Genomic DNA, 26,306 nt, shown 5'->3' with positions numbered 1-26,306 from the left:
ATGACCACCCCTACCGAGAGCACCGCCGAGGTCCTGCGGGCGCACGCCGAGGAGGCATTCGCCGGTGAGCTGGCGGCGCTGGCCGCGCAGGACGAGCGGCCCCGGCCGGCCGGCTGGCGGCTGTCGCCGTGGGCGGTGGCCACCTATCTGCTGGGCGGCGAGCTGCCGGACGGCACCGTGATCACGCCCAAGTACGTCGGTCCGCGGCGGATCGTGGAGGTCGCGGTCAGCACGCTGGCCACCGACCGGGCGCTGCTGCTGCTCGGGGTGCCCGGCACCGCCAAGACCTGGGTCTCCGAGCACCTGGCGGCGGCGGTCAGCGGCGACTCGACGCTGCTGGTGCAGGGCACCGCGGGCACGGGCGAGGAGGCCGTGCGGTACGGCTGGAACTACGCGCAGCTGCTCGCGAACGGTCCCAGCCGGGCGGCGCTGGTGCCCTCGCCGGTGCTGCGGGCGATGGCCGGGGGCAAGATCGCCCGGGTCGAGGAACTCACCCGGATCCCGGCCGACGTGCAGGACAGCCTGATCACCGTGCTCTCCGAAAAGACGTTGCCGATACCGGAGTTGAACGGGGAGACTCAGGCTGTCCGCGGGTTCAACCTGATCGCCACCGCCAACGATCGCGACCGCGGGGTCAACGAACTCTCCAGTGCGCTGCGCCGCCGTTTCAACACGGTGGTCCTTCCGCTGCCGGCGACGCTCGACGAGGAGGTCGGGATCGTCGAGCGGCGGGTCGGGCAGCTCGGCCGCGCGCTGGAGCTGCCCGAGCTGCCGGGCGGTGCGCAGGAGATCCGTCGGGTGGTGACGGTCTTTCGCGAACTGCGCGACGGCGTCACCGTCGACGGCCGGACCAAGGTCAAGAGTCCGACCGGCACCCTCTCCACCGCCGAGGCCATCTCGGTGGTCACCGCAGGCCTCGCGCTCGCCGCTCACTTCGGCGACGGCGTGCTGCGGGCGGGCGAGGTGGCGGCCGGGGTGCTCGGGGCGGTGGTGCGCGACCCGGTCGGCGACCAGGTGGTGTGGGGGGAGTACGTGGAGGGCGTGCTGCGCGAGCGGGACGGCTGGCAGGACTTCTACCGGGCCGCCCGCGAACTGGCCGGATGAATGAACATCCCTGAGAAGAAAAGGAGTTGGACGAACTGACCGAGCCGTACGGCCGGACCGGAGCAGAACGGATCGACCGACCTGAACGACGTGAACGACCGCAAGTCCCGCACGGACACCAGGAACGGAACAAGGGGGAGCGACATGACTGGTGAGCTGACTCTGCTGGGTGTGCGCCACCACGGACCGGGTTCGGCCCGCGCGGTGGGTGCGGCCCTGCGTGCGCTGGAGCCGGATGCGGTGCTGATCGAGGGACCGCCGGAGGCGGACCCGATCATCGCCCTGGCGGCCGACCCGGAGATGGTCCCGCCGGTCGCGCTGCTCGCGCACGCGGTCGAGGACCCGGCCCGCGCGGCCTTCTGGCCCTTCGCCGGCTTCTCGCCCGAGTGGGTCGCGATCCGGCACGCGCTGGCGGCCGGGGTTCCGGTCCGGTTCATCGACCTGCCGGCCGGCAGCTCCTTCGCCCTGCGGGCCACCGGCCGGACGCCCGAGGACGGCGAGGAGCCCGCGGTCGACCCCGTCGCCGTGCTCGCCGCGGCCGCCGGGAACGGGGACCCGGAGGCCTGGTGGGAGGACGTGGTGGAGCACCGCCACCCGGGCGCCGACCCGCTGGCGCCGTTCGCGGCGGTGGCGGCGGCGATGGCCGAGCTGCGCGACCCCGAGGTCGGCACCCCGGGCTCGCCCGGGGTGCGCCCCGAAGGGCAGCCGGCCGGCCGGGCCGCCCGCTTCGGCGGGCGGCCCGGCGCCTGCGCCGCCGGGCGGCGCGACGAGCTGCGCGAGGCGTACATGCGCCAGCAGATCCGGGCCGCCCGGCGGGCCGGTCACCGCCGGATCGCCGTGGTCTGCGGCGCCTGGCACGTACCGGCGCTCGCCGCGCAGCCCGCGGCGAGCGCCGACCGGGCGTTGCTGGCGGGCCTGCCGAAGAAGCTGAAGACCGAGATCACCTGGGTGCCGTGGACGCACCGCCGGCTCGCCCAGCGCACCGGCTACGGCGCCGGCATCGAGTCGCCCGGCTGGTACCAGCACCTGTTCGACAACCCCGGGCCCGCGGCGGGCGGCACCGGCATGGCCCGCTGGCTGACCCGGGCCGCCGAGCTGCTGCGGGCCCAGGACCACCCGGTCTCCCCGGCGCACGTCATCGAGGCGGTCCGGCTCGCCGAGACGCTGGCCGCCGTGCGCGGTCGCCCGGCACCCGGGCTCGCCGAGTCGCTGGACGCGGTGCGCGCGGTGCTGTGCGACGGCTCGGAGGTCGCGCTCGCGCTGGTGCGCGAGCAGCTGGTGGTCGGCGAGGCGCTCGGCCGGGTGCCGGCCGCCGCGCCCACCGTGCCGCTGCAACGCGATCTGACCCGGCTGCAGCGCACCCTGCGGCTCAAGCCGGCCGACGCCGCCCGCGAGCTCACCCTGGACCTGCGCAAGGAGCTGGACGCCGGCCGCTCGCGGCTGCTGCACCGGCTGCGGCTGCTCGGCATCGACTGGGGGACCGGGGCCCGCTCCGCCGCCAACTCCACCGGAACCTTCCGGGAGAGCTGGCGGCTTTGCTACGAACCGGAGTTCGCGGTCCGGGTGGTCGAGGCCGCGCAGTGGGGCAGCACCGTCGAGGAGGCCGCCACCGCCAAGGTGGCGGCCGCGGCGGGCCGGGCGGCGGACCTGCCCGCGCTCACCCGGCTGGCCGAGCAGTGCCTGGTGGCCCAGCTGCCCGCCGCGCTGCCCGCGGTGATGCGCGCGCTGGCCGACCGGGCCGCGCTGGACAGCGACACGGCCCGGCTCACCGAGGCACTGCCCGCGCTGGTCCGGGCGCTGCGCTACGGCGATGTGCGCGGCACCGACGGCGGCGCGCTGGAGGGCGTCGCGCACGGCCTGGCCGACCGGATCTGCGTCGGCCTGCCGCCCGCCTGCGCCGGGCTGGACGCCGAGGGCGCCGCCGCGATGCGTGCCCGGCTGGACGCGGTGCACGGCGCGATCAAGCTGCTGGAGCGGCGCACCGGCGCAGCCGCGTCGGCCCCGGCAGCCGTGTCGGCCCCGGCCCCCGCGGCGGCCGGCCCGGCACACGCGTTGGCCGCGGCGCCCCCGAGTACCGCCTCCGCCGCCCTGGCCGAGCGCTGGACCAGGGCCCTCGACGCGCTCGCCCGGCGCGAACCGCGGGCCCGCGCAGCCGGCGCCGCGGGGCGCGGCGGCGCCGTCCCGGGCCTGCTGCGCGGGCGGGCCGTGCGGCTGCTGCTGGACGACGGCCGGCTCGACGCCGCCGAGGCCGCCCGCCGGCTGCGGCTGGCGCTCTCCACCGCGAGCGCGCCTGCCGACGCGGCCGGCTGGATCGAGGGCTTCCTGTCCGGCGGCGGCGCCCTGCTGCTGCACGACCCGCAGCTGCTCGCGCTGCTGGACGGCTGGCTGGCCGAGGTCCCCGCCGACGCCTTCGTCGACCTGTTGCCGCTGCTGCGCCGCACCTTCGCGGCGGTGGAGGCGGGGGTGCTGCGCACCGTCGCCTCCCGGGTCGCCACCGGCCGCCCGGCCGGCGGCGCCGGCGGCCCGTCCGGCTCGCCGGAGCAGCCGCTGGACCAGGCCCGCGCCGACGCGGCGCTGCCCACCGTGCTGCGCCTGCTCGGCCGCCACCCCTCGCCCGAGCCGCCGCCGGCCGGCGCCCGCCCGTGGATCCCCCGTCAGTCCGACCGCAGGAGCGCCGCGTGACGACCAGTGAGCAGGCCCGGGAGCAGGATCCGGAACCCGATCCGGAGCACGACCCGGAACAGGAACGCCTGCGCCGCTGGCGCCTGGTGCTCGGCGGCGAGCCCTGGGGCGCGGCGCGCGGGGGGCGCCTGACCGGCCGCGACGCTTCGATCGACCGGGTGCTCACCGCCCTCTACCGCGGTGCGCCGGACCAGGCGGACGGCGCCCGGACGCCGGGCCGCTCGGCGGGGCTGGGCGGCAGCGCCCCGCAGGTGGCCCGCTGGCTGGGCGACATCCGCCGCTACTTCCCGACCTCCGTGGTCCAGCTGATGCAGCAGGACGCGATCTCCCGCCTGGGCCTGACCCGGCTGCTGCTCGAACCGGAGATGCTGGCCGCCGTCGAGCCGGACGTGCACCTGGTGGGCACGCTGCTCTCGCTCAGGCACGCGCTGCCCGAGACCACCCGGGAGACCGCCCGCCTCGTGGTCGCCCGGGTGGTCGCCGAACTGGAGCGCCGGCTGGCCGACCGGACCCGGGCCACGCTGGGCGGCGCGCTGGACCGCGGCGCGCGGGTCGACCGCCCGCGCCACCGTGACATCGACTGGGACCGCACCATCCGGGTGAACCTGCGGCACTACCTCCCCGAGCAGCGCACGGTGATCCCCGAGCGCCTGGTCGGCCACGCCCGTGCACAGCGTGCGACGAAGAAGGAGGTGATCCTCTGCGTCGACCAGTCGGGTTCGATGGCCGCCTCCGTGGTGCACAGCGCGGTCTTCGGCGCGGTGCTCGCCTCGATGCGCACCCTGGACACCCGGCTGGTGGTGTTCGACACCTCGGTGGTCGATCTGACCGAACAACTGAGCGATCCGGTGGACGTCCTGTTCGCCACTCAGCTCGGCGGCGGCACCGACATCAACCGCGCGCTGGCCTACTGCGAGTCGAAGATCACTCGTCCGGCTGACACCGTGGTCGTCCTGATCAGTGATCTCCACGAGGGCGGCATCCGCGAGCGGATGCTGCGCCGGGTGGCCGCGATGAAGGCCGCCGGCGTCCAGTTCCTCGCGCTGCTCGCGCTCAGCGACGAGGGCACTCCCGCCCACGACCACGCGCACGCCGCCGCGCTGGCCGCGCTCGGCGTCCCGGCCTTCGCCTGCACCCCGGACGCCTTTCCGGACGTCATGGCCGCGGCCCTGGAACGGCGGCCGTTGCCGGACGCGCACCCGTTGTGACGGTTCTCACCTCGGCACAGTCGCTCCCGGGCGAATGCCGCCGTCCCGGCGGGGATACCCTGCCAGACGGACGTGACGCGCGTGTTGATTGACGTGTGCGCCCGAGACCGCGTGGGCCGCAAGGCCGCAACTCTGCGTACCCGCACGGCCCCGACGACCCGCAGCGAAGATCCTGCCGTGGCACGCTCGTAGAGACACAATCCGCGACCACGAACAAGGACGAACACACGTGGACCTGTTCGAGTACCAGGCGAGGGACCTCTTCGCCAAGCACGGCGTACCCGTGCTTGACGGTGATGTCATCGAGACCCCCGAAGCAGCTCGCGCCATCGCCGAGCGCTTCGGCGGACGCGCCGTCGTCAAGGCTCAGGTGAAGGTCGGTGGCCGTGGCAAGGCCGGTGGCGTCAAGCTCGCCGCCGACCCGGCCGACGCCGTCGCCAAGGCCGAGGCGATCCTCGGTATGGACATCAAGGGCCACACCGTTCACAAGGTGATGCTGGCCCAGACCGCGGACATCAAGGACGAGTACTACGTCTCGTTCCTGCTGGACCGCACCAACCGCACCTTCCTGGCCATGGCCAGCGTCGAGGGCGGCGTGGAGATCGAGGTCGTCGCCGAGGAGAACCCCGACGCGCTCGCCAAGATCCCGGTCGACGCCAACGAGGGCTGCACCCCGGAGAAGGCCGCCGAGATCGTCGCTGCCGCGAAGTTCCCGGCCGAGGTCGCCGACCAGGTGGCCGAGGTCCTGCAGAAGCTGTGGACCGTCTTCATCAAGGAAGACGCCCTGCTGGTCGAGGTCAACCCGCTGATCAAGTCCGGTGACGGCAAGATCATCGCGCTCGACGGCAAGGTCTCGCTGGACGAGAACGCCGAGTTCCGTCAGGCCGACCACGCCGCGCTCGAGGACAAGGCCGCGGCCAACCCGCTGGAGGCGGCGGCCAAGGCCAAGGGCCTCAACTACGTCAAGCTCGAGGGCGAGGTCGGCATCATCGGCAACGGCGCGGGGCTCGTCATGAGCACCCTGGACGTCGTCGCCTACGCCGGTGAGAACCACGGCGGCGTCAAGCCCGCCAACTTCCTCGACATCGGTGGCGGCGCCTCCGCCGAGGTGATGGCGAACGGCCTGGAGATCATCCTGGGCGACCCCGACGTCAAGTCGGTCTTCGTCAACGTCTTCGGCGGCATCACCGCGTGCGACGCGGTCGCCAACGGCATCGTGCAGGCGCTGGCCCTGCTGGAGAGCAAGGGCGAGGCGGTCACCAAGCCGCTGGTCGTGCGTCTCGACGGCAACAACGCCGAGCTGGGTCGCAAGATCCTCACCGACGCCAACCACCCGCTCGTCGAGCAGGTGGACACCATGGACGGCGCCGCTGACCGCGCCGCCGAGCTGGCCAACGCGAAGTAAGGAAGGGGACTCTCACCATGGCTATCTTCCTTACCGAGGACAGCAAGGTCATCGTTCAGGGCATGACCGGCTCCGAGGGCATGAAGCACACCCGCCGCATGCTGGCCTCGGGCACCAAGATCGTCGGCGGCGTGAACCCGCGCAAGGCCGGCACCACGGTTGACGTCGACGGCACCGAGGTGCCCGTCTTCGGCACCGTCGCCGAGGCCATGAAGGCCACCGGCGCCGATGTCAGCGTCATCTTCGTCCCGCCGGCGTTCACCAAGAGCGCCGTCGTCGAGGCGATCGACGCCGAGATCCCGCTCGCGGTCGTCATCACCGAGGGCGTCCCGGTGCACGACAGCGCCTGGTTCTGGGCCTACGCCGGCCAGAAGGGCGGCAAGACCCAGATCATCGGCCCGAACTGCCCCGGCCTGATCTCCCCCGGGAAGTCCAACGCGGGCATCATCCCGGCCGACATCACCAAGGCCGGCAAGATCGGCCTGGTCTCCAAGTCGGGCACGCTGACCTACCAGCTCATGTACGAGCTGCGGGACATCGGCTTCTCCTCGGCCGTCGGCATCGGTGGCGACCCGGTCATCGGCACCACCCACATCGACGCGCTGCGCGCGTTCGAGGCCGACCCGGAGACCGAGATCATCGTGATGATCGGTGAGATCGGTGGCGACGCCGAGGAGCGCGCCGCCGCCTTCATCAAGGAGAACGTGACCAAGCCGGTCGTCGGCTACGTCGCGGGCTTCACCGCCCCCGAGGGCAAGACCATGGGCCACGCCGGCGCCATCGTCTCGGGCTCCTCGGGCACCGCCCAGGCGAAGAAGGAGGCCCTGGAGGCCGCCGGTGTCAAGGTCGGCAAGACGCCGTCCGAGACCGCTCGCCTGGCGCGTGAGCTGATCGGCTGACAGCCGACACCGCCTCACCGCCGCACCCCGGACCGGATCACCGGTCCGGGGTGCGGCCTTTTGCGTGCGGCCCGTCCTCGGCGCACCACAGGCTGCGCAGGCCGGCGACGTGCGCCGGGCCGGCCGGGCCCGCGCTGCCGTTCAGCGTGCCGGTGCAGAGCGGCGCGGGCGTGGGCGGCCGGTCGAACCAGGCCGAGGGGCCGTGGCCGTCCAGGGTGCCCGCGATGGCCGTCGCGGTGACCAGCACCAGCAGGCCGGAGGCGGCGGGCAGCGCCGCCGCGCGCAGCCGGGCCCGGGCGGGCAGCGTCCGGGGCACGTGCTGCCCCGTGGCCGCGGGCGGGCAGTGCCGCACCGCCGTCCGGTAGAGCAGCCCGCCGAGGCGCTCGCCGAAGCCGGGCGCCAGCGGGTCGGCGCCCACCAGGTCGGGCAGCGCGCGGGCCAGTTCCAGGTGGGCGGCGCGCAGCCGGTGGTCGACCGCGGTGGCGCTCGCCTCGACCTCCAGGGCGATCTCGGCGGGCCCCAGGCCCAGCGCGTCGTGCAGCACCAGCACGTGGCGGCGCGCCCGGCTCAGCCGGTGCAGCGCGCCGAGCAGCGCCCGGTCGGCCGCCGCTGCCTGGTCGGCCGTCTCCGGGGCCGCCGTCGCCGGGTCCGCCGCCTCGGCCTGCCGCCACGGCGGTCGCAGTCGGCGGGCGTGCGGCGGGCCGCCCGGGTGCCAGGGGGCGAGCGCGGTGGCGAAGGCGCGGGTGCGCAGCCAGCGCGCCGGGTCGGGGTCGGTGGCGGCCTCGGCCCAGCGGGTCCAGGCGGCCTCGAAGGCCTGCTGGACGGCATGCCTGGCGAGCCGGTGCCGGCCGGCGGTGACCAGGTACGTCTGCTGGAGAAGTTCGTCGTACGACCGTTCGTACAATGCTTGGTACTGGGAGCGATCGGGCGCCGGGCCCGGATCGTCGGGGCGGGCGGCGGCTACGGATTCATCTGGTTCAAGGATCTGACGCACAATCAGATAATCCGGGACACGGCGAGCGGGCGCCGCTTGCACGCGGCAGGACGAGTGACGGCGGCACCATGAGGCTCATGACGCAGCACCTGATGGGTCGTCGGATTCCGCGCGGTGTCGGCTCGCCGGGATCGGGCCCGCTCCTGGCGGGGGCCACCGCTGCGCTCCTCGGACTCGCCGTCACCGGCGTGCCCGTGCTGGTCCTGTGGGTCCTCACCGCCACCGGCCACGACAGCGCCGCCGACGCCGCCCGGCTGGTCGGGGTCCTGTGGCTGCTCGGCCACGGCGGACCGCTGACCCGGGGCGCCGGGGCACCGCTCTCGCTCACCCCGCTGCTGCTCACCCTGCTGAACGCGCAGCTGCTGCGCTGCGCCGCCGCCCGCGCGGCCGTGGCGGCGCAGCCGCGCACCGGCCCGGTCCCGGCGCTGCTCTGCACCGGGTACCTGCTGGTCGCACTGCCGGTGGCCCTCGCCTGTGCGGCGGGCGGTGGCGGCCTGCGCGCCGAGCCGCTGCCCGACCTGCTCGCGGTGGCGCTGCTGGGCTACGCCGCCGCGCAGTGGGGCGTGCACGGCGGGGCCGGGTTCGTCGGGCCTGCACCGGTGGGGCCGGGCCGGCTGGCGGCGGTCCGGCGGCGGCTGCCGGCCGGCAGCCCGGGTGCGGTCCGGGCGGCGGTGACGGCCGGGCTGCTGATCCTGCTCGCGGGCGGCGCGCTGCTCTTCGGCATGGCGGCGCTGCTGCGCACCGACACCACCGACCCCGCGGTGCGCGCGCTGGCCGGCGGCAGCGTGCCCGCCGCGCTGGGCGTGCTGCTGAGCTGCCTGCTGCTGGTGCCGAACGCCGTGCTCTGGGCCGGTGCCTATGCGCTGGGGCCGGGCTTCCTGCTGGGGACCGACACCGTGGTGGCGCCCGGGCGGGTGCAGCACGGCGCGTTGCCCGACTTCCCGCTGCTGGCGCTGGCGCCCACGACGGCCTCGGGCTGGCAGCTGCTGGTGCTGCTGGTTCCGGCGCTGGCGGGGGCGGTGGCGGCCGGGCTGCTGGGCCGGGCGGCAGCCTGGGGCGGTGGGCGGCGTGCCGCCGTCGAGCCGGCCTACCTGGTGGAGGCGGCGGAGGACGACACGGACCGGGCGGAACCGGGGCAGCCGTGGCGTGCGCCGGGCACCGCGCTGGCCGGGCTGGCGACCGCGGCTGCGGCGGGCGCGCTGGTGGCCCTGGCCGGCTGGCTGGCCGGGGGAGCGGCGGGCGGCGGCCGGATGGCGCGGCTGGGGCCCTCGTTCGCCTGCGGGACGGTGGCGGCCGGCTGGTTCGCGGTGCTGGTGCTCCCCGGTGCGCTCGTCGTCCGCTGGTGGCTGCTGCGCCGGGCGGCGCCGGCCGCGGCGGCATGGGACGAGTCGGCGTGGGCCGGGTCGGCGTGGGCCGGGCCGGGACCGGGGCTCGGCGGGCCGGGGCTGCACGGGTCCGAGCGGGGTGGCCCGGCTTCGGGCGCGCTGGTCCTGGCCGGTCCGGCGCTGGACGAGCTGGAGCTGGACGGCCCGGAGCTCGGCGGCCCGGATCCCCGCGGCGACGGCCCGCACGGCCGGCGCCGGCTGGTGCCGCGCTCCCGGGCCGCGCTCGCCGCGCGGTGGACGGCGCTGCGCCTGCGGCCGGGCCGGGGCCGCGGCGAGCGGCCGGAGTGAGAGGCCGCAGCGAGGCGGTGTCAGTGTCAGTTCTGCGGGTCGTCCATCGTGACCAGCCAGTGCGGGGCGAGGTTCGAGCAGCTCTGGGTGCCCACCGAGGTCAGCGCGTCGTTCAAGCAGGTGTAGTAGGGGCGGTAGACCACCTGCAGCGCGAAGCTGCCGAGCACCAGGGCGACGGCCACCCCGCCGGTGATCAGCCCGCCGAGCGCGGCCGGCACCTGCGGGCGGCTGCGCTGCGCGTACGGCCAGCCGAGCGGCGGCGCGGTGCGCGGGTCGGCGGCGGTCGGCTCCGGCGCGCGGTCGGCGCCGGTCGCGGGCGTGCTCGGCTGGCCGCCGCCGCGCAGTGCGCTGATGCCCCAGTAGAGCGCGAGCGCGCCGAACAGCAGGGCGAAGGCCATGAAGCTGTCCAGGCCGCAGAAGAGCGAGGCCATGCCGCTCATCAGCGCGTAGCGCGAGCGGCGGTGGCGCGGGTCGTTGGGGTCGAATCTGGGTTGCTGCGGGGCCTGTGGCCGGTCCGGCCAGCCGGGGCCGCCGCCGCCCTGCCAGTTCGGGCTCCACGGGTGCGGCGGCGGCACCGGCGGGCGGCCGGGGCGGCCTTCAGCGGCGGGCCGTTCGCCGTCCTCGGGGGCGCCCTCGGAGGTCCCGCCCGAGCGACCCTGCGGAAGGCGCGGACGCCACGGCTGGTCCGGAGCGTCCTGAGGCGGCGGCGCGAAGGGGTTGCGCTCGTCGCTGTTCTTGCCGCTGCTCATGTCGGTCGGGGTCCTCATCGTCGTCGGGCGTCGCGACCCATGATCCCGCAGGCTGCTGAGGAGCACGGGGCGGCCTGCCGTTCGATGCGAAACCGCAGTGTCGGGCGGCCTGCGGACGGCGCGCGAGGGGGCCGGGGAGATCCCGCTCTCATCTACGCGCGTCAAGCAGAATCCCAGGTACAGCACCCGTTCAGCCAGCCGTTATCGTGGTGACGGTCAGCAGCCCTCCCAGGTTCCCGGGCCCCGCAACGCAGCGGCGTCCCCGGCACACCCATCGCCAGCCGACCTGCCGCCAGTCCGTAGTGGCCCCACCCTCCGGTGGACGTACCAGCGGGCCGGCACCCCGACGTACGGAGACCCGCGCAGTGGCCGCCGCTCACCCGCTCGCCTTCCCAGCCCCGCTCGACCGTCCCGCCCGTCTGGTGGTCCTGGTGTCCGGTTCCGGCACCAACCTCCAGGCGCTGATCGACGCGGTCGCCGACCCCGCCTACGGCGCGCAGATCGTCGCCGTCGGCGCCGACCGGTCGGGCATCGCCGGGCTGGAGCGCGCCGAGCAGGCGGGCCTGGCGACCTTCGTGCACCGGGTGAAGGACTTCGCCGACCGGGCCGACTGGGACGCGGCGCTGACCGACTCCGTCGCCGGCCACCAGCCCGACCTGGTGGTCACGGCCGGCTTCATGAAGATCCTCGGCGACCGCTTCATCAGCGCCTTCGCCGGCCGGATCGTCAACACCCACCCCGCTCTGCTGCCCGCCTTCCCCGGCGCGCACGGTGTCACCGACGCGCTCGCCTACGGCGTGAAGGTCACCGGCTGCACCGTCCACCTGGTCGACGCCGGAGTGGACACCGGGCCGATCATCGCGCAGGGCGTCGTGCCGATCACCGACGCCGACCATGCCGATGGCGGCGAAGCGCTGCACGAGCGCATCAAGACTGTCGAGCGCCAGCTGCTCGTCGAGGTCGTGGGCCGTCTCGCCCGCGAAGGCCACCGCATCGAAGACCGAAAGGTTTGGATCCCGGCATGAGTTCCGCCCCCCACGCCGCGCCGCCCGTCTCCGAGAACATCCGTCCGATCCGCCGCGCGCTGGTCAGCGTGTACGACAAGACCGGCCTGGAGGAGCTGGCCCAGGGCCTGCACGCCGCCGGGGTCGAGCTGGTCTCCACCGGCTCGACGGCCGCCCGGATCGCCGCCGCCGGCGTGCCGGTCACCGAGGTCTCGGAGCTCACCGGCTTCCCGGAGTGCCTGGACGGGCGCGTGAAGACGCTGCACCCCCGGGTGCACGCCGGTGTGCTCGCCGACCTGCGCCTGGAGTCGCACCGTGCGCAGCTGACCGAGCTGGGCATCGAGCCCTTCGACCTGGTGGTGGTCAACCTCTACCCGTTCGCCGCCACCGTCGCCTCCGGCGCCACCCCGGACGAGTGCGTCGAGCAGATCGACATCGGCGGGCCGAGCATGGTGCGCGCCGCGGCCAAGAACCACCCGTCGGTCGCCGTCGTGGTCGACCCGGCGCGCTACGGCGACGTGCTGGCCGCCGTCCGGTCGGGCGGCTTCGACCTGCTGACCCGCAAGCGGCTGGCCGGCACGGCCTTCGCGCACACCGCCGCGTACGACGTCGCGGTCGCGCAGTGGTTCGAGGCCTCGGGCTACACGGAGTCGACGGAGGCCTTCCCGGCCTTCCTCGGCGCCACCTGGGAGCGCTCGAACGTGCTGCGCTACGGCGAGAACCCGCACCAGAGCGCGGCCCTGTACCTCGACGGCACCGGCGGCCTGGCGGGCGCCGAGCAGCTGCACGGCAAGGAGATGTCGTACAACAACTACGTCGACACCGACGCCGCGCGCCGTGCCGCCTACGACCACGAGGGCCCGGCCGTCGCGATCATCAAGCACGCCAACCCGTGCGGCATCGCGGTGGGCGCCGACGTCGCCGAGGCGCACCGCAAGGCGCACGCGTGCGACCCGCTCTCCGCGTACGGCGGCGTGATCGCGGTCAACCGCCCGGTCACCGTCGAGCTGGCCGAGCAGATCGCGCCGATCTTCACCGAGGTCGTCGTCGCCCCGGGCTACGAGGAGGGCGCCGTCGAGGTGCTCGCCCGCAAGAAGAACCTCCGGGTGCTGAGCGCCCCGCAGGCCCCGTGCGAGCGCCGCGAGGCGCGGCGGATCAGCGGCGGGCTGCTGTTCCAGGACGTCGACCGGATCGACGCTGCGGGCGATGACCCGTCCACCTGGACGCTGGCGGCCGGAACGGCGCTCTCGGAGGCCGAGCTGGCCGACCTCGCCTTCGCCTGGAAGGCCTGCCGCGCGGTGAAGTCCAACGCGATCCTGCTGGCCAAGGACGGTGCCTCGGTCGGCGTCGGCATGGGCCAGGTCAACCGGGTCGACTCGGCCAAGCTGGCCGTCGAACGCGCGGGCGAGCGGGCGAGCGGCTCGTTCGCCGCCTCGGACGCGTTCTTCCCGTTCGCGGACGGCCTGCAGATCCTGCTCGACGCGGGTGTGAAGGCCGTCGTCCAGCCGGGCGGCTCGGTGCGCGACGAGGAGGTCGTCCAGGCGGCCCAGGCGGCCGGCGCCACGATGTACTTCACCGGGACGCGGCACTTCTTCCACTGACCGCGGCACCGCGCGAACGGCCCGGCACTCCGTCAGGAGCGCCGGGCCGTCCGGGTGTTCGCGGGCGCCGGTCAGGCGCGGATCACCAGGCTGTTGGTCACCTTGTCGGCGAAGCACTGGCTCTTGTCGTCCCACAGCGGCCACAGGTAGCCCAGGCCGCACAGGAAGCCGTCCAGGAAGTGGGCGAGCTTGCGCACGAAGGCCATGCCGAAGCCCAGCGGCTGGCCGTCGATCTCGCGGACCAGCCGGATGCCCACGGCCTTCTTGCCGATGGTCTGGCCCTGGCCCTCGCGGACCAGCTGCCAGATGCCCAGGATCAGGCTGAGCACGATGCCGACCACGATGATCGCCAGGCCGCCGCCGCTGAGGCTGGTGGAGGGCGCGGGGCAGTTCGGGAACCCGTTCTCGTCCAGCGGGCAGTTGGTCTGGCTCTTCACCACGGTGCTCACCAGCATGGCGCCGCCGATGAAGTAACAGATGATCACGGGCAGGCCGACGACCAGGAAGTCGATGAAGTACGCGCCGACCCGGGCGCCCCAGCTCGCCAGCACCGGCGGCGCCACGGGGACGTAGCCGTAGGGGGCCGGCTGCTGCGGGAAGCCGTAGCCCTGCGGAGCGCCCTGCTGCGGGTAGCCGTAGGCGGGCGGCTGGCCGTACGGGTTCGGCTGCTGCGGGGGAACGCCGTAGGGGGCCTGCTGCGGCTGGCCGTAGGGGTTGTTGGGATCGGGCGGGTAGGACACGGAAGGCCTCCGGACGGGGACGTGCTCGATGAACGGTGGGGACGGGTGGAACAGCGGGTGAGACTAGTGGAGGGCTATGACGGTGTGACACCCAGACGCTGCAGCTGCCAGATCCAGGCGACGGCCAGCGCGGTGGCGACCACCCCGGTGCGCCGACGCGGTGTCAGGGACCACCACCAGGCGCCGCCGCCGAGCGGCGCGGTGAGCAGCGCGAGCACCGCCAGCACGGTCACCGGATTGGCCGTCAGCGCGGCGAGCCAGTGGCCGTGGCCGGCCTCGATGAAGACGGTGGTGCTCCCGCAGGCGGGGCACGGGATCCCGGTCAGCCGGCGCAGCGGGCAGAGCACGCCCGGGTCGTGGGCGTCGTGCAGCACCGCCACCAGCACGGCCGCGCCGGCCGCGAGGGAGCAGCGCAGCGCGGTGCGGGCCAGTCGGCCGGTCAGCGGGCCGGGGGCGGGCCGGGCGGCCCGGACCGGCGTGATCACCGGGTGGCGGGCCGCGGCGGGTGCTCCGGTGTGCGGGCGCGGCGTTCTCGCCGCCGGTGCTGAGGCGTGGTCACGACGTTCTTCCCCCGATCGCCCGGGGCCCGCGCGCGGCGGATCCAGGGCCTTCTGACTGGTGCTCGAAGCCTATGCTCGACGGCGCCGGGCGGGCTGTCCAGTGCGTTCCCGCGGTCCGGCCCCAACTGTGGCGCAACCGCAATCGGATCCACACGTTCCGTTAAGGGGGCGCCTTCTCGGCCGCACCGGTCCTGCCGGGTGCGGAAGCAGTGCCGCCGATCCGGGAGGATAGGGGTATGACTGCCCAGATTCTCGATGGCAAGGCCACCGCGGCCGCGATCAAGTCCGAACTCGCCGTCCGTGTGGCGGCCCTCAAGGAGCGGGGCATCACCCCCGGTCTCGGCACCGTCCTGGTCGGCGACGACCCGGGCAGCCACAGCTACGTGCGCGGCAAGCACCGCGACTGCGCCCAGGTCGGCATCGCCTCGATCCAGGTCGAGCTCCCCGCGGACGCGACCCAGGCCGAGGTGGAGGCCAAGGTCCGCGAGCTCAACGAGGACCCGGCCTGCACCGGCTACATCGTCCAGCTCCCGCTGCCCAAGGGCCTCGACGCCAACCCGGTGCTCGAGCTGATGGACCCGGACAAGGACGCCGACGGCCTGCACCCCACCTCGCTGGGCCGCCTCGCGCTCGGCATCCAGGGTCCGCTGCCCTGCACCCCGTACGGCATCGTGGAGCTGCTGCGCCGTCACGACGTGGAGATCAACGGCGCGGACGTGGTCGTGGTCGGCCGCGGTGTCACGGTGGGCCGCTCGATCGGCCTGCTGCTCACCCGCAAGAGCGAGAACGCGACCGTGACGCTCTGCCACACCGGCACCCGCGACCTCTCCGCACACCTGCGCCGGGCCGACATCATCGTCGCCGCCGCGGGCGTCCCCTACCTGGTCAAGGCGGAGGACGTGCGCCCGGGCGCGGCCGTGCTGGACGTCGGCGTCAGCCGCACCGAGGCCGGCCTGGTCGGCGACGTGCACCCGGCGGTCGCCGAGGTGGCCGGCTGGCTCTCGCCGAACCCGGGTGGAGTCGGCCCGATGACCCGCGCCATGCTGCTCAACAACATCGTCGAGGCGGCCGAGCGTCAGGCCGCCCTCTAGTCGCCACCCCTGGGGATACCGGAAATGAGCGCGCTACGAACGGGCCGGTCCACGCGTCGGCGGCCGGCCAGGACCACGGGGACGCTGCCGCCGGAGGGCTCCGGGGCGGCACTGGGCCGCGACCACTCGCTGCCGGTGCGGCAGTGGCCGATAGTCCTGGTGCTGTCCGTGGTCGGGATCGGGCTGGCGATCACCTGGCGGGCCGACTTCCGCTACGGCCTGCTGGTCATCGGCGGCGCCATGCTGCTCGGGGCGCTGCTGCGGCTGCTGCTGCCCGAGGTCGGCATGCTGGCGGTGCGCAGCCGCTTCACCGACGTGCTGGTGCTGCTCTTCTTCGCCGCGGTGATCGTGGGGCTCGCCCTGGTCGCCCAGCCGGATCCGTGGCTGCGGCTGCCGCAGGTGGAGGACATCGGCACCTACATCGGCCAGCGGCACTGAGGCGGCCCCGCGCCGTACCGAGGGTCCGCGCCGTACCCGAACCCGCCCCCGCACCCTGCGGGGGCGGGTTCCGCCGTCCTGTGACGCACCAGCCACGCCCGTGCGCACGCCGCCGGGCCGCCCTTGCGATAACCTGACGCCGGTTCTCTCGATGTCGAGAGAAAACATCCTCGGCTCCAGTGCGCCGACGTGCCTGGGGCATGCTGGCGATCGCTGGAGAAGGAAACATGACTCGCACCCCCGTCAACGTCACCGTCACCGGAGCTGCCGGCCAGATCGGCTACGCGCTGCTCTTCCGCATCGCCTCGGGCCACCTGCTCGGCGCCGACGTTCCGGTGAACCTGCGCCTGCTCGAGATCCCGCAGGGCCTCAAGGCCGCCGAGGGCGTCGCGATGGAGCTCGACGACTGCGCCTTCCCGCTGCTGCGCGACATCACCATCACCGACCAGGCCGACGTGGCCTTCGACGGTGCCAACGTGGCCCTGCTGGTCGGCGCCCGCCCGCGCACCGCCGGCATGGAGCGCGGCGACCTGCTGCAGGCCAACGGCGGCATCTTCGGCCCGCAGGGCAAGGCCATCAACGCCCACGCCGCGGACGACATCAAGGTCCTGGTGGTCGGCAACCCGGCGAACACCAACGCCCTGATCGCCCAGCGCAACGCCCCCGACGTGCCGGCCGAGCGGTTCACCGCGATGACCCGCCTGGACCACAACCGCGCCGCCGCCCAGCTCGCCAAGAAGGCCGGCGTGACGGTCGAGGACGTCAAGAAGGTCACCATCTGGGGCAACCACTCCGCCACCCAGTACCCGGACCTGTTCCACGCCGAGATCTCCGGCAAGGCCGCCTTCGACGCGGTCGGCGGCGACCAGAAGTGGGTCGAGGAGTTCTTCATCCCGAAGGTCGCCAAGCGCGGCGCCGAGATCATCGAGGTCCGTGGCGCCTCCTCGGCCGCCTCGGCCGCCAACGCCGCCATCGACCACGTGTACACCTGGGTCAACGGCACCCCGGCGGGCGACTGGACCTCGATGGGCATCGTCTCGGACGGCTCCTACGGCGTGCCGGCCGGCCTGATCTCCTCCTTCCCGGTCACCACCAAGGACGGCAAGTTCGAGATCGTCCAGGGCCTGGAGCTCTCCGCCTTCGACCGCGCCCGGATCGACGCCTCGGTCAACGAGCTCGCCGAGGAGCGCGACGCCGTCACCGAGCTCGGCCTGATCTGAGCAACCCGGTAGGCATCGCCCGGGCCGACCGTTTCTGCTTCAGAAACGGTCGGCCCCGGGCCGCTAGGCCGTCCGCCATGTGGGGGCGGCCTTACACTGACCGACCGTGAACGAAACCCTCCAGGACGCCGCACTCGTCCTGCTCTTCATCGTCCTCGGTGGGCTGTTCAACATCGCCGAGATCTCGCTGATCTCACTGCGCGAGGGCCAGATCCGGGCGCTGGCCGAGCGCGGCACCAAGCGGGCCGACCGGGCCGCGCACCTGGCCGCCGACCCCAACCGGTTCCTGGCGGCCGTGCAGGTCGGGGTGACCTGCATGGGCTTCCTGTCGGCTGCCTTCGGCGCCGACACGCTGGCCGGAAAGCTCTCGCCGGTCTTCGTGCGCCTGGGCCTGTCCAGCGCAGTGGCGGACGCGGTCGCGCTGGTCGGCCTGACCCTGCTGATCTCCTACATCTCGCTGGTGCTGGGCGAGTTGACGCCCAAGCGGATCGGGCTGCAGCGGGCCGAGTCGCTCGCGCTGCTGGCCGCGCCGGTGGTCGACGTGATGTCGGTGGCGCTGCGCCCGGTGATCTGGCTGCTGGGCCGGTCCACCAACCTGATGGTGCGCCTGCTGGGCGGCGACCCGAAGGCCGGGCGCGGCAGCATGAGCTCCGAGGAGCTGCGCGGCCTGGTCGCCGCCAACACCGAACTGGGCAGCGACGAGCGGGCGTTGATCGCCGACGTGTTCGCGGCCGGGGAGCGCCAGCTGCGCGAGGTGATGGTGCCGCGCACCGAGGTCACCTTCCTGGACGCCGACCAGCCGCTCGTCGAGGTGCGGGAGGAGACCAGCACCTCGCCGCACTCGCGCTACCCGGTGGTGGAGGGCTCCTACGACGCCGTGGTCGGCTTCGTGCACGTGCGCGACCTCTACGGCGCGCACGGCGAGCGGGCGCTGCAGGTGCGCGAGATCGCCCGTCCGGTCAAGCTGCTGCCGGCCACCAAGAAGGTGCTGGAGGCGATGAGCGAGATGCGCCGGGAGGGCCACCACCTGGCGATGGTGGTGGACGAGTACGGCGGCACGGCGGGCATCGTCACCCTGGAGGACCTGGTCGAGGAGGTGATCGGCGAGATCCGCGACGAGTACGACGCCCAGGAGACCACCGCGACCCGCCGGCTGGTGGGCGGCGGGGTCGAGGTCAACGGCCTGCTCAACCTGCCGGACTTCGCCGAGGAGACCGGCGTGCTGCTGCCGGAGGGCCCCTACGAGACGGTGGCCGGCTACGTGGTGGCCGAGCTGGGCGAGCTGCCCGAGGTCGGGGACCAGGTGCTGGTGGCCAAGGAGGGCACCGAGCAGGGGGTGCGGCTGACCGTGGCGGCGCTGGACGGCCGGCGGATCGACCGGATCAGGGTCAGCGCCGTGGCGGCCCCGCCGGGCGGCGAGCGCCCGGGGGAGTCACCGGGCGAAGCCGGGTCCTGACCGCTTTGCGGAACTGGAAGAATGGCGGCATGGTCAACGCAGCGGTCAACGATTCGGCGATGGAACGTCCCCGGGTGCTCTCCGGCATCCAGCCCACCTCCGGCTCCTTCCACCTGGGCAACTACCTCGGCGCGGTGCGCCAGTGGGTGGACCTCCAGGAGGCCAATGACGCCTTCTACATGGTGGTCGACCTGCACGCGATCACGGTGCCCCAGGATCCGGCCGCGCTGCGCGAGAACACCCGGATCTCGGTCGCCCAGCTGCTGGGCGCCGGCCTGGACCCGGAGCGCTGCACGCTCTTCGTCCAGTCCCACGTGCCCGAGCACGCGCAGCTCGCCTGGGTGATGAACTGCCTGACCGGCTTCGGCGAGGCCGCCCGGATGACCCAGTTCAAGGACAAGTCCGCCAAGCAGGGCACCGACAGCACGACGGTGGGCCTGTTCACCTACCCGGTGCTGATGGTCGCCGACGTCCTGCTCTACCAGGCCGACGCGGTGCCGGTCGGTGAGGACCAGCGCCAGCACCTGGAGCTGACCCGGGACCTCGCCGAGCGCTTCAACACGCGCTACCAGCCCACGTTCACGATCCCCAAGCCGTACATCCCCAAGGCGACGGCGAAGATCATGGACCTGCAGGACCCGACCGCCAAGATGAGCAAGTCGGCCGCCTCGCCCAAGGGCCTGATCAGCCTGCTGGACGACCCGAAGCTGAGCGCCAAGAAGTTCAAGAGCGCGGTGACCGACACCGACACGGTGGTCTCCTACGACGAGGAGAACAAGGCCGGCGTCTCCAATCTGCTGCGGATCCACTCCGCGCTGAGCGGGCAGAGCATCGAGCAGCTGGTCGCCCACTTCGAGGGCAAGATGTACGGCGCGCTGAAGACCGAGCTGGCCGAGCTGTTCACCGAGTGGGTGGCCCCGTTCCAGCAGCGCACCCAGCTCTTCCTGGACGACCCGGCCGAGCTGGACCGGGTGCTGGCCCGCGGCGCCGAGAAGGCCCGCGAGGTCGCCTCCGTCACGCTGGAGACGGTCTACGACCGCATGGGCTTCGTGCCGGCCGTCAAGCGCTGATGCCCGACTCCGTGCCCGCCGGTGGCGGCGCCCTCCCCGGGGCCGCCACCACCGGCGCGTCGCTGACCATCGGCGTGGCCGTCACGGTGCCGGAGCCGTTCGGCTCGGCGATCCAGGACGCCCGGGCCGCGCTGGGCGATCCGCTGGCCCGCGCGATACCCACGCACGTCACGCTGCTGCCGCCGACCGAGATCCGGGCCGAGCGGCTGCCCGGGGTGCGGGCCCACCTGGCGGCGGTGGCCGCCGCGCACCGCCCGTTCCGGATGCTGCTGCACGGCAGCGGCACCTTCCGCCCCGTCTCCCCGGTGGTCTACGTCCGGGTCGAGGAAGGCGCCCAGGAGTGCCGCGAGCTGGAGGCCGCGATCCGCTCCGGACCACTCGCCCGGGAGCTGGCCTTCCCCTACCATCCGCATGTGACGGTGGCGCACGGGCTGGCCGAGGAGGCGCTGGACGCGGCCCTCGCCGAGGCGCGGGAGTTCCACGCGGTCTTCGCGGTGCCCTCGTTCACGCTGTCCTGGTGCGGGGCGGACGCGGTCTGGCGTCCGTGGTGCGGGTACCGCCTCGGCGCCGGTTAATTCGATTCTCAGGAATCTCTCAGAAAACCAAAACTATAGGTTCTTATTACTTTCTCATTCACCTCACCATCTGCTGAGCGCTATACTCGCCCGGTAATGGCCTCGGGGGGCCTGGAACGGTCAGAAGGCTCAGCGTCTGGAGAGATGATGCGCTGTCCCCGCACGGTTCGGCGAGTGGTGCGCGCCGTGACCCGCAGGGCCCGCCGGGTCGGCGTACGGTCCGGGCTGCTGCCCGGACAGCGCGTGACCGACCAGTTGCCGACGCCGCCCGCCCCGGAGCCCGAACCCGAGCCGGAGCCCGCCCCGCCGACCGCCGAGGAGCTGCGGTGGCAGCGCGAGGAGTGGCTGCTGGAGCAGCAGCCGGCGCTGGTGCGGCACGAGGGCCTGGTGACCGAGGTCCGTGACGACCTGCTCTCCGGGGACGCTTTCCTGCGCAGCTTCACCGAGGTGACCGACCTGCTGGTCGGCGCCGACCTGACGTTCGCCCCGATGCGCGGCAACGAGGCCCGCCACTGGGTGGTGATCGCGCCGGGACAGCGCGCCGAGGTCCTCGCCACCCTGGCCACCGCCTTCGCCGGGCAGCCCGTCTACGCGGATCTGCTGGGCCACGACGTCACGCTCGCGACGGTGCTGGCGGAGAACCTGCCGGCGGCCGTGGCAGCCCTGGAGGGCCATCCGGAGCCGGCCGCCGACGAGACCCCCGCGGACGAGAACCCCGCCGGTGACGAGCCGGAGGGGGCCGAGCAGGTCAGGGTCAAGGGCGTGCGGATCTACCGGCCGGTGGTCACCAGCGGCCGGAGCCTGGTCTACGGCCCCGAGCACGGGTGCGACCTGGACTTCTGGGACTCGGCCGCGCCCTCCAGCGGTGCCATCGCGGCCATCCACGAACCCCCGTTCGGCTGGTGGGTGCCCTCCCTGGAGGCGGACGCGACGGTGCGGATCGGCGGCCGGGACTACCCCGCGCCGAAGGCCTTCGCCCGCCCGCTGATGGACGACGTCACCTTTCCGGTGGACGCGGTGGTGACCTGGGTGGACGACAGCGACCCGGTCTGGCGCGGCCGGCGCGAGGCGACGCTGGCCCGGATGGGCGAGCCGCCGGCCACCGGGAGCGGCGCCGAGCGCTTTCACAACCGGGACGAACTGCGCTACTGCCTGCGCTCGATCGCCATGTACGCCCCCTGGATCCGGCACGTCTTCCTGGTCACCGACGGGCAGCAGCCCGACTGGCTGGAGACCGCCCACCCGGGGATCACCGTGGTCTCGCACCGCGAGCTGTACGCCGACCCCTCGGTGCTCCCGGTATTCAACTCGCATTCGATCGAAACGCAGTTGCACCGAATTCCGGATCTTGCCGAACATTTCCTCTATTTCAATGACGACATGTTTCTCGGCCGTCCGGTCCGGCCCGAACAGTTCTTCCAGGGGAACGGCCTGCCGTTGGTCAACCTGGATTCCCGGGTCATCCCGCCGGGCCGGGTGACGGGAGACGACGACGAGTACGTCGCGGCACAGAAGAACACCCGCGAACTGGTCCGGCGCGCCTACGACCGGGACACCACCAACACCCTGAGCCACGCGCCCTATCCGCTGACCCGCACGCTGCTCGCCGAGAGCGCCGGACTCTTCGCCGCGGAGCTGTCCGCCACCGCCCGCTCGACCTTCCGCTCGGCCACCGACGTCGCACCGGTCACGCTCGCGGTCAACCACGGCTACCTGAGCAGCAAGGTCGCCTGGGGGCGGATCGGTCACCGCTACGTCGACGTCGACCGGCGGGCGGCGCTGGAGCAGCTGCCGGGTCTGCTGCGGGCCCGCGAGATCGACACCTTCTGCCTCAACGACGGCGCCCTGGACCAGGTGCCGCGGGCGGAGCAGGACCGGATCGTCACGGCGTTCCTGCAGGCCTACTTCCCGGTGGCCGGACCGTTCGAGAGCAAGCCACCGGAGCCGGCCGCCGGCGAGCCGCAGCCGGCCGAGGAGGACGTGGCGCAGGCCGATCCGGCCGGGGCCGTCCCGGTGCAGGCGTCCCACTGAGGTCGTATCGGCCATGAAGCCCGAAGGGGCCCTCGCACTCGTGCGAGGGCCCCTTCGGGCGCTTCCGGCCGGGGCCGCACCGGGAGGTCCCGGCGCGGTCCCGGCGCGGTGTCAGCCCAGCATGCCGTCGACCACCCGGGCGGCGGCGTGGCCGTCGTCCAGGTCGCAGTAGTTCGCGCGGAACGTGGCGTAGGCCTCGCGGTGGTCGGCCGTCACCTTGGCCAGGTCGCCGAGCGCCGTGACCAGCTCCTCGGAGGTCGCCAGCAGCGGACCGGGAGCCTCCTTCTCGAAGTCGAAGGTGAACCCGCACAGGTTGTCGCGGTAGTGGTCCAGGTCGTAGGTGAAGAAGAGCACCGGGCGACCGGTGTTGACGAAGTCGAAGACCGACGCCGAGTAGTCGGTGACCAGCGCGTCCGCGACCAGCAGCAGGTCGGTCATGTCCGGGTAGCGCGAGACGTCGTAGACGTAGCCGTTGCCGTTGCCCGGGATCGTGCCGTGGCAGTTCGAGTGCGGGCGGACCAGCAGGACCTGGTCCTCGCCCAGCGCGGCGCGGGCCGCCTCCAGGTCGATCCGCAGGTCGATCTGGTAGCCGCCGTGCGGGCGCTTGCGGTCCTCGCGGAAGGTCGGCGCGTACAGCACCACCTTCTTGTCCTCCGGCAGGCCCAGCTTGCGGCGCACCTCGGCGGCCCGCTTCTCCCGCTCGGGGGCGAACAGGATGTCGTTGTGCGGGTAGCCGGTCTCCAGCATCTCGCCCTGGAACTTGAACGCCCGGCGCAGCACCGTGGTGGCGAAGGAGCTGCCGGAGATCAGCTTGCCCCAGGTGGGCACCTCGCGGTCCAGGTGCTTGAGGTAGTTGCTGTCGATGAACCAGATCTTCTCGAAGTCGTGGCCGATCCGCTTGAGCGGAGTGCCGACCCAGGTCTGCAGGATGACCTGGCCCGGGCGCGGGGTCACGAAGTCGGGCAGGTGGGCACTGGTCACGATGTACTTCGCGGTGGCCAGCGCGTCGAACCACTCCGGGCTCCACTGGCGCAGCCCGCGGGTGCTCTCGGGCAGCTCGGCCTGCTGGTCGTCCACCGTCCACAGGTGCTCCAGCGGCAGGCCGCGGCGGACCAGCTCCTCGTGGATGGCGCGCGGCGAGCCGGCGTACTGGCCGCCGTTGGCCACGTTGTAGACCACCGCGTCGCGCAGCGGCTTGCTCTTGGCGGCCGGGTAGATCTCCTTGCGCAGCTGGCGCTGGCGGTAGCCGCTGCGCTCGTGCGGGCCGAGGTCGGAGTGCGCCTCCAGCGAGAGCGTGTCGTAGTAGCGGCGCTCCAGCACCACCTGCTTGCCGCGCGCGCGGATCTCGGCGGGCAGCGAGGCGTGCGCCTCCAGGGCGACCTGGACCTTGGGCCAGGCCAGCTCGGGGTCGCCGCCCTGCGGGCGGAACAGCAGCTCCCAGGTGCCCTTGTGCAGCGGCACGTGACCGGCGAAGGAGTCGATCGGCACGGCCGGCAGCTTGACCTCGAACCGGCCGTCCCGGATCACCAGCGGGTGCTGGTAGTCCTCCTCGCGCCAGGTGTGCTGGAGCACCAGGTCGTAGCGGTGCTCGCCGGGCAGCGGGAAGCGGCCGGCGAGGGTGAAGCCGCCCTCGTCCACCGCGGTGATGCTGTCCACCACGGGCTGCACCAGCTGGTCGGAGAACTGCAGGTGGCCGGTGTCGGTCGGCTTGGAGACCACGACGCGCGCGCTCCCCAGCGGGGCCTCGGGGTTCAGCGGCAGGTCCAGGTGCTGCACCGCGACCCGGTCGTCGACGATTATCTGCAGCACGGTCTTGTCGGCCAGCAGCAGCTTGGCGTACCAGTGGTCCGAGGTGCGGGTGTCGGCGGTCGGGTCGAGCGCGGCCCAGGCGTCCCGGACCTCGGTCAGCGCCTCGACCGGGATCCGCGCGGTGAACGGCACCGGGCGGCCGGTGGGCGAGCCGAACTCGATCGGGAAGTCGATCTTGTTGCCGGACTCGGAGTGGTGCATCTGCAGCCGCACCCCGGACAGGTTGGCGGTGCTGCGCACCGTGCCGCGCAGCTCGATCACGCCGTCGACGGCCTGCAGCCCGGTGAGCGCGGCACGCAGCGTCTCCACCGTCAGGTGCAGGAAGCTGTCGCGCAGTATCGGCACGATGCGGGTGTTGGCGTCGACCCAGTGGATCGGGTAGCTCTGCGCGGTGTCGGCCCAGCCACCGGTGATCCGGCCCTTGTAGACGCCGGACTTGCCGACGCCGCCGATCAGCACCCGCCAGCTGCCGTCCTGCCACTGGCCGCGCTTCTTCAGCTTCTCCGGGTCGATGAAGCTGGTGAAGCCCGCCCAGTCGCAGCTGTAGATGTCGTGCGGCGAACTCGCGGTGGCCTCCGGCGCGTACTGCGTCCGGGTCTTGAACGTGACGATCCGCTTGCCCTTGGCCTCGCGCAGCACCAGCATCCGGACCAGGTCGTGCTTGTTCTCCACGCCGAGGTGCTCGGGGAACGCGTGGCCGGTCAGCCGCAGCTTGCCGTCCTCCCAGGCCGACTCGTAGACGCGGCTGCGCATCACCAGCGCGTTGTCCAGCCGCAGCACGTCGGCGGGCACGCTCTTGCGCCCGCCGCGCAGGAACGGGTAGTCGGCGTACGGGCGGAGCACGCCGCGCGCCGGGGCGGCGCCGTTGCTCTCGGCCTCGAAGCGCATCTGCTCGACGAACTCGTCGATCCGGCCCTGCAGGGTCAGGTGGTACTTCAGCCGCAGCGGCGCGCGCAGCTTGCGGACCTGCTCGGGCCCGATCGCGCGCAGCAGCCGGCCCACGCACTCCTGGTAGGCGTCCCGGTAGTCCTGCTCGCCGTCGACCACCGACCAGAAGAACATCGGGATCTCCTCGACGAGGTTGTTCTCGTCGTAGGAGCGCAGGTACTCCTTGTACTTCGGCGCGGTCTGCTTGAGCAGCCAGGAGCGCACCAGCTCCATCGAGGTGACGCGGTCGACCAGGCCCTTGGGGTTGGTCCGCATCTGGGTGATCGACATCTCGCCGAGCTCGCGCTCGCGCCAGTGGTAGATCGGCTCGGAGAGCACGTCGACGCTCTTGGCCAGGTAGTGGTGCGGCACGCTGACCGGGGCGTCCTCGTACAGGATGCCCTCGGGGTAGAGCAGCCCGGCCGCGTCCCAGAACGAGCGCCGGTACACCTTGTTCCACGCGGTGCGGTCGGTGACCAGCGCGGGGATCTCGGTGATGTGGGTCTTCAGCCGGGTCTGCCGGAACGGCTTGCTGTGCCCGCCCGACGGGTAGTGGCCCACCGCGCGGAAGCGCAGCACGTTGCCCGTGGCGAAGTCGGAGCCGGTCTCGTCCAGCGTGGAGATCATCAGCTGGTACGCACTCGGCGGCAGCGTGTCGTCGCTGTCCACGAACGCCAAGAACTCGGTGCCCTCGGTCAGGTGCAGCAGCCCGGTGTTGCGGGCGGCGCCGAGACCGGCGTTCTTCTTGCGGACAAGGCGGAACCTGGAGTCCTTGGCGGCGAAAGCCTCGGCGATCGCCGCGCTTGCGTCCTTCGAGCCGTCGTCCACCATGATGCACTCAAGGTCGCTCATGGTCTGGGCGGCGATGGATTCCAGGCACTCCTCCAGGTACCGCTCGACGTTGTAGATCGGAACAACGACGGAGAGACGGGGGGCCATCAGCTGGGCGGGCCTTTCATCAGGGGCGGAACGACGGCCTGGGGCGGGCCCCGCGTTTCAGGGGGCACAGGACAGGCGGTACGCCGCGATCCTACCGTCCGCCCCCACCCGGACCCGGGGCATGGCAGGTG

At 73.3% G+C, this 26,306-nt stretch carries 20 protein-coding genes; 15 read left to right on the top strand and 5 right to left on the bottom strand.

Annotated features, from left to right (window positions below; translation table 11 throughout):
• The 5 genes from OG500_RS15770 (at position 1) to sucD (ending at position 7,298) form a co-directional block, all read left to right on the top strand.
• The gene (locus OG500_RS15770; RefSeq protein ID WP_327067318.1) at positions 1–1,104 is read left to right on the top strand and encodes an ATP-binding protein; all 1,104 of its coding nucleotides are present in this window, start codon (positions 1–3) and stop codon (positions 1,102–1,104) included.
• A gap of 144 nt (positions 1,105–1,248) precedes the next feature.
• A complete protein-coding gene (locus OG500_RS15765; protein ID WP_329580812.1) occupies positions 1,249–3,786 on the top strand; it encodes a DUF5682 family protein in 2,538 nt (845 codons plus the stop codon).
• Positions 3,783–4,994 carry a VWA domain-containing protein gene (locus OG500_RS15760; protein ID WP_329580809.1) on the top strand — a complete coding sequence of 404 codons (1,212 nt, stop codon included), beginning with the start codon at positions 3,783–3,785 and terminating at the stop codon, positions 4,992–4,994. The genes OG500_RS15765 and OG500_RS15760 overlap by 4 nt, the downstream gene beginning before the upstream one ends.
• A gap of 229 nt (positions 4,995–5,223) precedes the next feature.
• A complete protein-coding gene (gene sucC / locus OG500_RS15755) occupies positions 5,224–6,399 on the top strand; it encodes an ADP-forming succinate--CoA ligase subunit beta (protein WP_327067316.1) in 1,176 nt (391 codons plus the stop codon).
• A gap of 17 nt (positions 6,400–6,416) precedes the next feature.
• Positions 6,417–7,298 (top strand): succinate--CoA ligase subunit alpha, encoded by an 882-nt coding sequence (sucD, locus tag OG500_RS15750; protein WP_327067315.1) that lies wholly within the window; start codon positions 6,417–6,419, stop codon positions 7,296–7,298.
• A 37-nt stretch (positions 7,299–7,335) separates the two neighbouring features.
• Here sucD and OG500_RS15745 read toward each other — a convergent pair whose 3' ends face one another.
• On the bottom strand, positions 7,336–8,202 hold the full coding sequence (locus OG500_RS15745; protein WP_329580807.1) for an RNA polymerase sigma factor: 867 nt from the start codon (positions 8,200–8,202) through the stop codon (positions 7,336–7,338).
• A gap of 167 nt (positions 8,203–8,369) precedes the next feature.
• On the opposite strand from OG500_RS15745, the gene OG500_RS15740 reads away from it, so the two are divergent.
• On the top strand, positions 8,370–9,965 hold the full coding sequence (locus tag OG500_RS15740) for a cell division protein PerM (RefSeq protein WP_329580805.1): 1,596 nt from the start codon (positions 8,370–8,372) through the stop codon (positions 9,963–9,965).
• Between the two features lie 26 nt (positions 9,966–9,991).
• Here OG500_RS15740 and OG500_RS15735 read toward each other — a convergent pair whose 3' ends face one another.
• Entirely contained in the window at positions 9,992–10,714 is a 723-nt protein-coding gene (locus tag OG500_RS15735) for a hypothetical protein (protein ID WP_327067312.1), read from the bottom strand.
• A gap of 365 nt (positions 10,715–11,079) precedes the next feature.
• Between OG500_RS15735 and purN the strand changes: the two genes are divergently transcribed.
• Positions 11,080–11,739 carry a phosphoribosylglycinamide formyltransferase gene (gene purN, locus OG500_RS15730; protein ID WP_327067311.1) on the top strand — a complete coding sequence of 220 codons (660 nt, stop codon included), beginning with the start codon at positions 11,080–11,082 and terminating at the stop codon, positions 11,737–11,739.
• Complete coding sequence (purH, locus tag OG500_RS15725; protein ID WP_329580802.1) at positions 11,736–13,319, top strand: bifunctional phosphoribosylaminoimidazolecarboxamide formyltransferase/IMP cyclohydrolase; 1,584 nt, start codon at positions 11,736–11,738, stop codon at positions 13,317–13,319. The genes purN and purH overlap by 4 nt, the downstream gene beginning before the upstream one ends.
• A 71-nt stretch (positions 13,320–13,390) precedes the next feature.
• On the opposite strand, the gene OG500_RS15720 is transcribed toward purH, so the two are convergent.
• Both OG500_RS15720 and OG500_RS15715 read right to left on the bottom strand, forming a co-directional pair.
• Positions 13,391–14,059 (bottom strand): RDD family protein, encoded by a 669-nt coding sequence (locus OG500_RS15720; protein WP_329580800.1) that lies wholly within the window; start codon positions 14,057–14,059, stop codon positions 13,391–13,393.
• A gap of 74 nt (positions 14,060–14,133) precedes the next feature.
• A complete protein-coding gene (locus OG500_RS15715) occupies positions 14,134–14,544 on the bottom strand; it encodes a DUF2752 domain-containing protein (protein WP_327067308.1) in 411 nt (136 codons plus the stop codon).
• A gap of 311 nt (positions 14,545–14,855) precedes the next feature.
• On the opposite strand from OG500_RS15715, the gene OG500_RS15710 reads away from it, so the two are divergent.
• The 7 genes from OG500_RS15710 to OG500_RS15680 all read left to right on the top strand — a co-directional run bounded on the left by OG500_RS15710 (position 14,856) and on the right by OG500_RS15680 (position 22,500).
• Positions 14,856–15,710 carry a bifunctional methylenetetrahydrofolate dehydrogenase/methenyltetrahydrofolate cyclohydrolase gene (locus OG500_RS15710; protein WP_327067307.1) on the top strand — a complete coding sequence of 285 codons (855 nt, stop codon included), beginning with the start codon at positions 14,856–14,858 and terminating at the stop codon, positions 15,708–15,710.
• Between the two features lie 24 nt (positions 15,711–15,734).
• On the top strand, positions 15,735–16,148 hold the full coding sequence (locus tag OG500_RS15705) for a DUF3017 domain-containing protein (protein WP_327067306.1): 414 nt from the start codon (positions 15,735–15,737) through the stop codon (positions 16,146–16,148).
• Positions 16,149–16,375: 227 nt separating this feature from the next.
• Positions 16,376–17,368 (top strand): malate dehydrogenase, encoded by a 993-nt coding sequence (locus OG500_RS15700; protein WP_327067305.1) that lies wholly within the window; start codon positions 16,376–16,378, stop codon positions 17,366–17,368.
• A 106-nt stretch (positions 17,369–17,474) separates the two neighbouring features.
• Positions 17,475–18,824: a hemolysin family protein gene (locus tag OG500_RS15695; protein WP_329580794.1), complete on the top strand. Its 1,350-nt coding sequence runs from the start codon at positions 17,475–17,477 to the stop codon at positions 18,822–18,824.
• Positions 18,825–18,853: 29 nt separating this feature from the next.
• Positions 18,854–19,894 carry a tryptophan--tRNA ligase gene (gene trpS, locus OG500_RS15690; protein WP_329580792.1) on the top strand — a complete coding sequence of 347 codons (1,041 nt, stop codon included), beginning with the start codon at positions 18,854–18,856 and terminating at the stop codon, positions 19,892–19,894.
• Positions 19,894–20,469, top strand: a complete 576-nt coding sequence (locus OG500_RS15685) for a 2'-5' RNA ligase family protein (protein ID WP_327067302.1) — start codon at positions 19,894–19,896, stop codon at positions 20,467–20,469. The genes trpS and OG500_RS15685 overlap by 1 nt, the downstream gene beginning before the upstream one ends.
• 186 nt (positions 20,470–20,655) lie before the next feature.
• On the top strand, positions 20,656–22,500 hold the full coding sequence (locus OG500_RS15680; protein WP_329580787.1) for a stealth family protein: 1,845 nt from the start codon (positions 20,656–20,658) through the stop codon (positions 22,498–22,500).
• 111 nt (positions 22,501–22,611) lie between these two features.
• Here the strand turns inward: OG500_RS15680 and OG500_RS15675 are convergent, their stop codons facing one another.
• Positions 22,612–26,175, bottom strand: coding sequence for a bifunctional glycosyltransferase/CDP-glycerol:glycerophosphate glycerophosphotransferase (locus tag OG500_RS15675; protein ID WP_329580784.1), 3,564 nt, complete (start codon positions 26,173–26,175; stop codon positions 22,612–22,614).
• Positions 26,176–26,306 lie beyond the last annotated feature (131 nt).

Source organism: Kitasatospora sp. NBC_01250 (assembly GCF_036226465.1).
Classification (GTDB): domain Bacteria; phylum Actinomycetota; class Actinomycetes; order Streptomycetales; family Streptomycetaceae; genus Kitasatospora.
Note: the sequence above shows the minus strand (reverse complement) of the source record. Positions and strands in the feature narration are given on the sequence as shown.

What these genes read in the sequence shown, in the direction of transcription:
- OG500_RS15770 (WP_327067318.1), top strand. Translation starts at nt 1, where the DNA reads ATGACCACCCCTACCGAGAGCACCGCCGAGGTCCTGCGGGCGCACGCC.
- OG500_RS15765 (WP_329580812.1), top strand. Translation starts at nt 1,249, where the DNA reads ATGACTGGTGAGCTGACTCTGCTGGGTGTGCGCCACCACGGACCGGGT.
- sucD (WP_327067315.1), top strand. Translation starts at nt 6,417, where the DNA reads ATGGCTATCTTCCTTACCGAGGACAGCAAGGTCATCGTTCAGGGCATG.
- OG500_RS15740 (WP_329580805.1), top strand. Translation starts at nt 8,370, where the DNA reads ATGACGCAGCACCTGATGGGTCGTCGGATTCCGCGCGGTGTCGGCTCG.
- OG500_RS15735 (WP_327067312.1), bottom strand. Translation starts at nt 10,714, where the DNA reads ATGAGCAGCGGCAAGAACAGCGACGAGCGCAACCCCTTCGCGCCGCCG.
- purH (WP_329580802.1), top strand. Translation starts at nt 11,736, where the DNA reads ATGAGTTCCGCCCCCCACGCCGCGCCGCCCGTCTCCGAGAACATCCGT.
- OG500_RS15710 (WP_327067307.1), top strand. Translation starts at nt 14,856, where the DNA reads ATGACTGCCCAGATTCTCGATGGCAAGGCCACCGCGGCCGCGATCAAG.
- OG500_RS15705 (WP_327067306.1), top strand. Translation starts at nt 15,735, where the DNA reads ATGAGCGCGCTACGAACGGGCCGGTCCACGCGTCGGCGGCCGGCCAGG.
- OG500_RS15700 (WP_327067305.1), top strand. Translation starts at nt 16,376, where the DNA reads ATGACTCGCACCCCCGTCAACGTCACCGTCACCGGAGCTGCCGGCCAG.
- trpS (WP_329580792.1), top strand. Translation starts at nt 18,854, where the DNA reads ATGGTCAACGCAGCGGTCAACGATTCGGCGATGGAACGTCCCCGGGTG.
- OG500_RS15685 (WP_327067302.1), top strand. Translation starts at nt 19,894, where the DNA reads ATGCCCGACTCCGTGCCCGCCGGTGGCGGCGCCCTCCCCGGGGCCGCC.
- OG500_RS15675 (WP_329580784.1), bottom strand. Translation starts at nt 26,175, where the DNA reads ATGGCCCCCCGTCTCTCCGTCGTTGTTCCGATCTACAACGTCGAGCGG.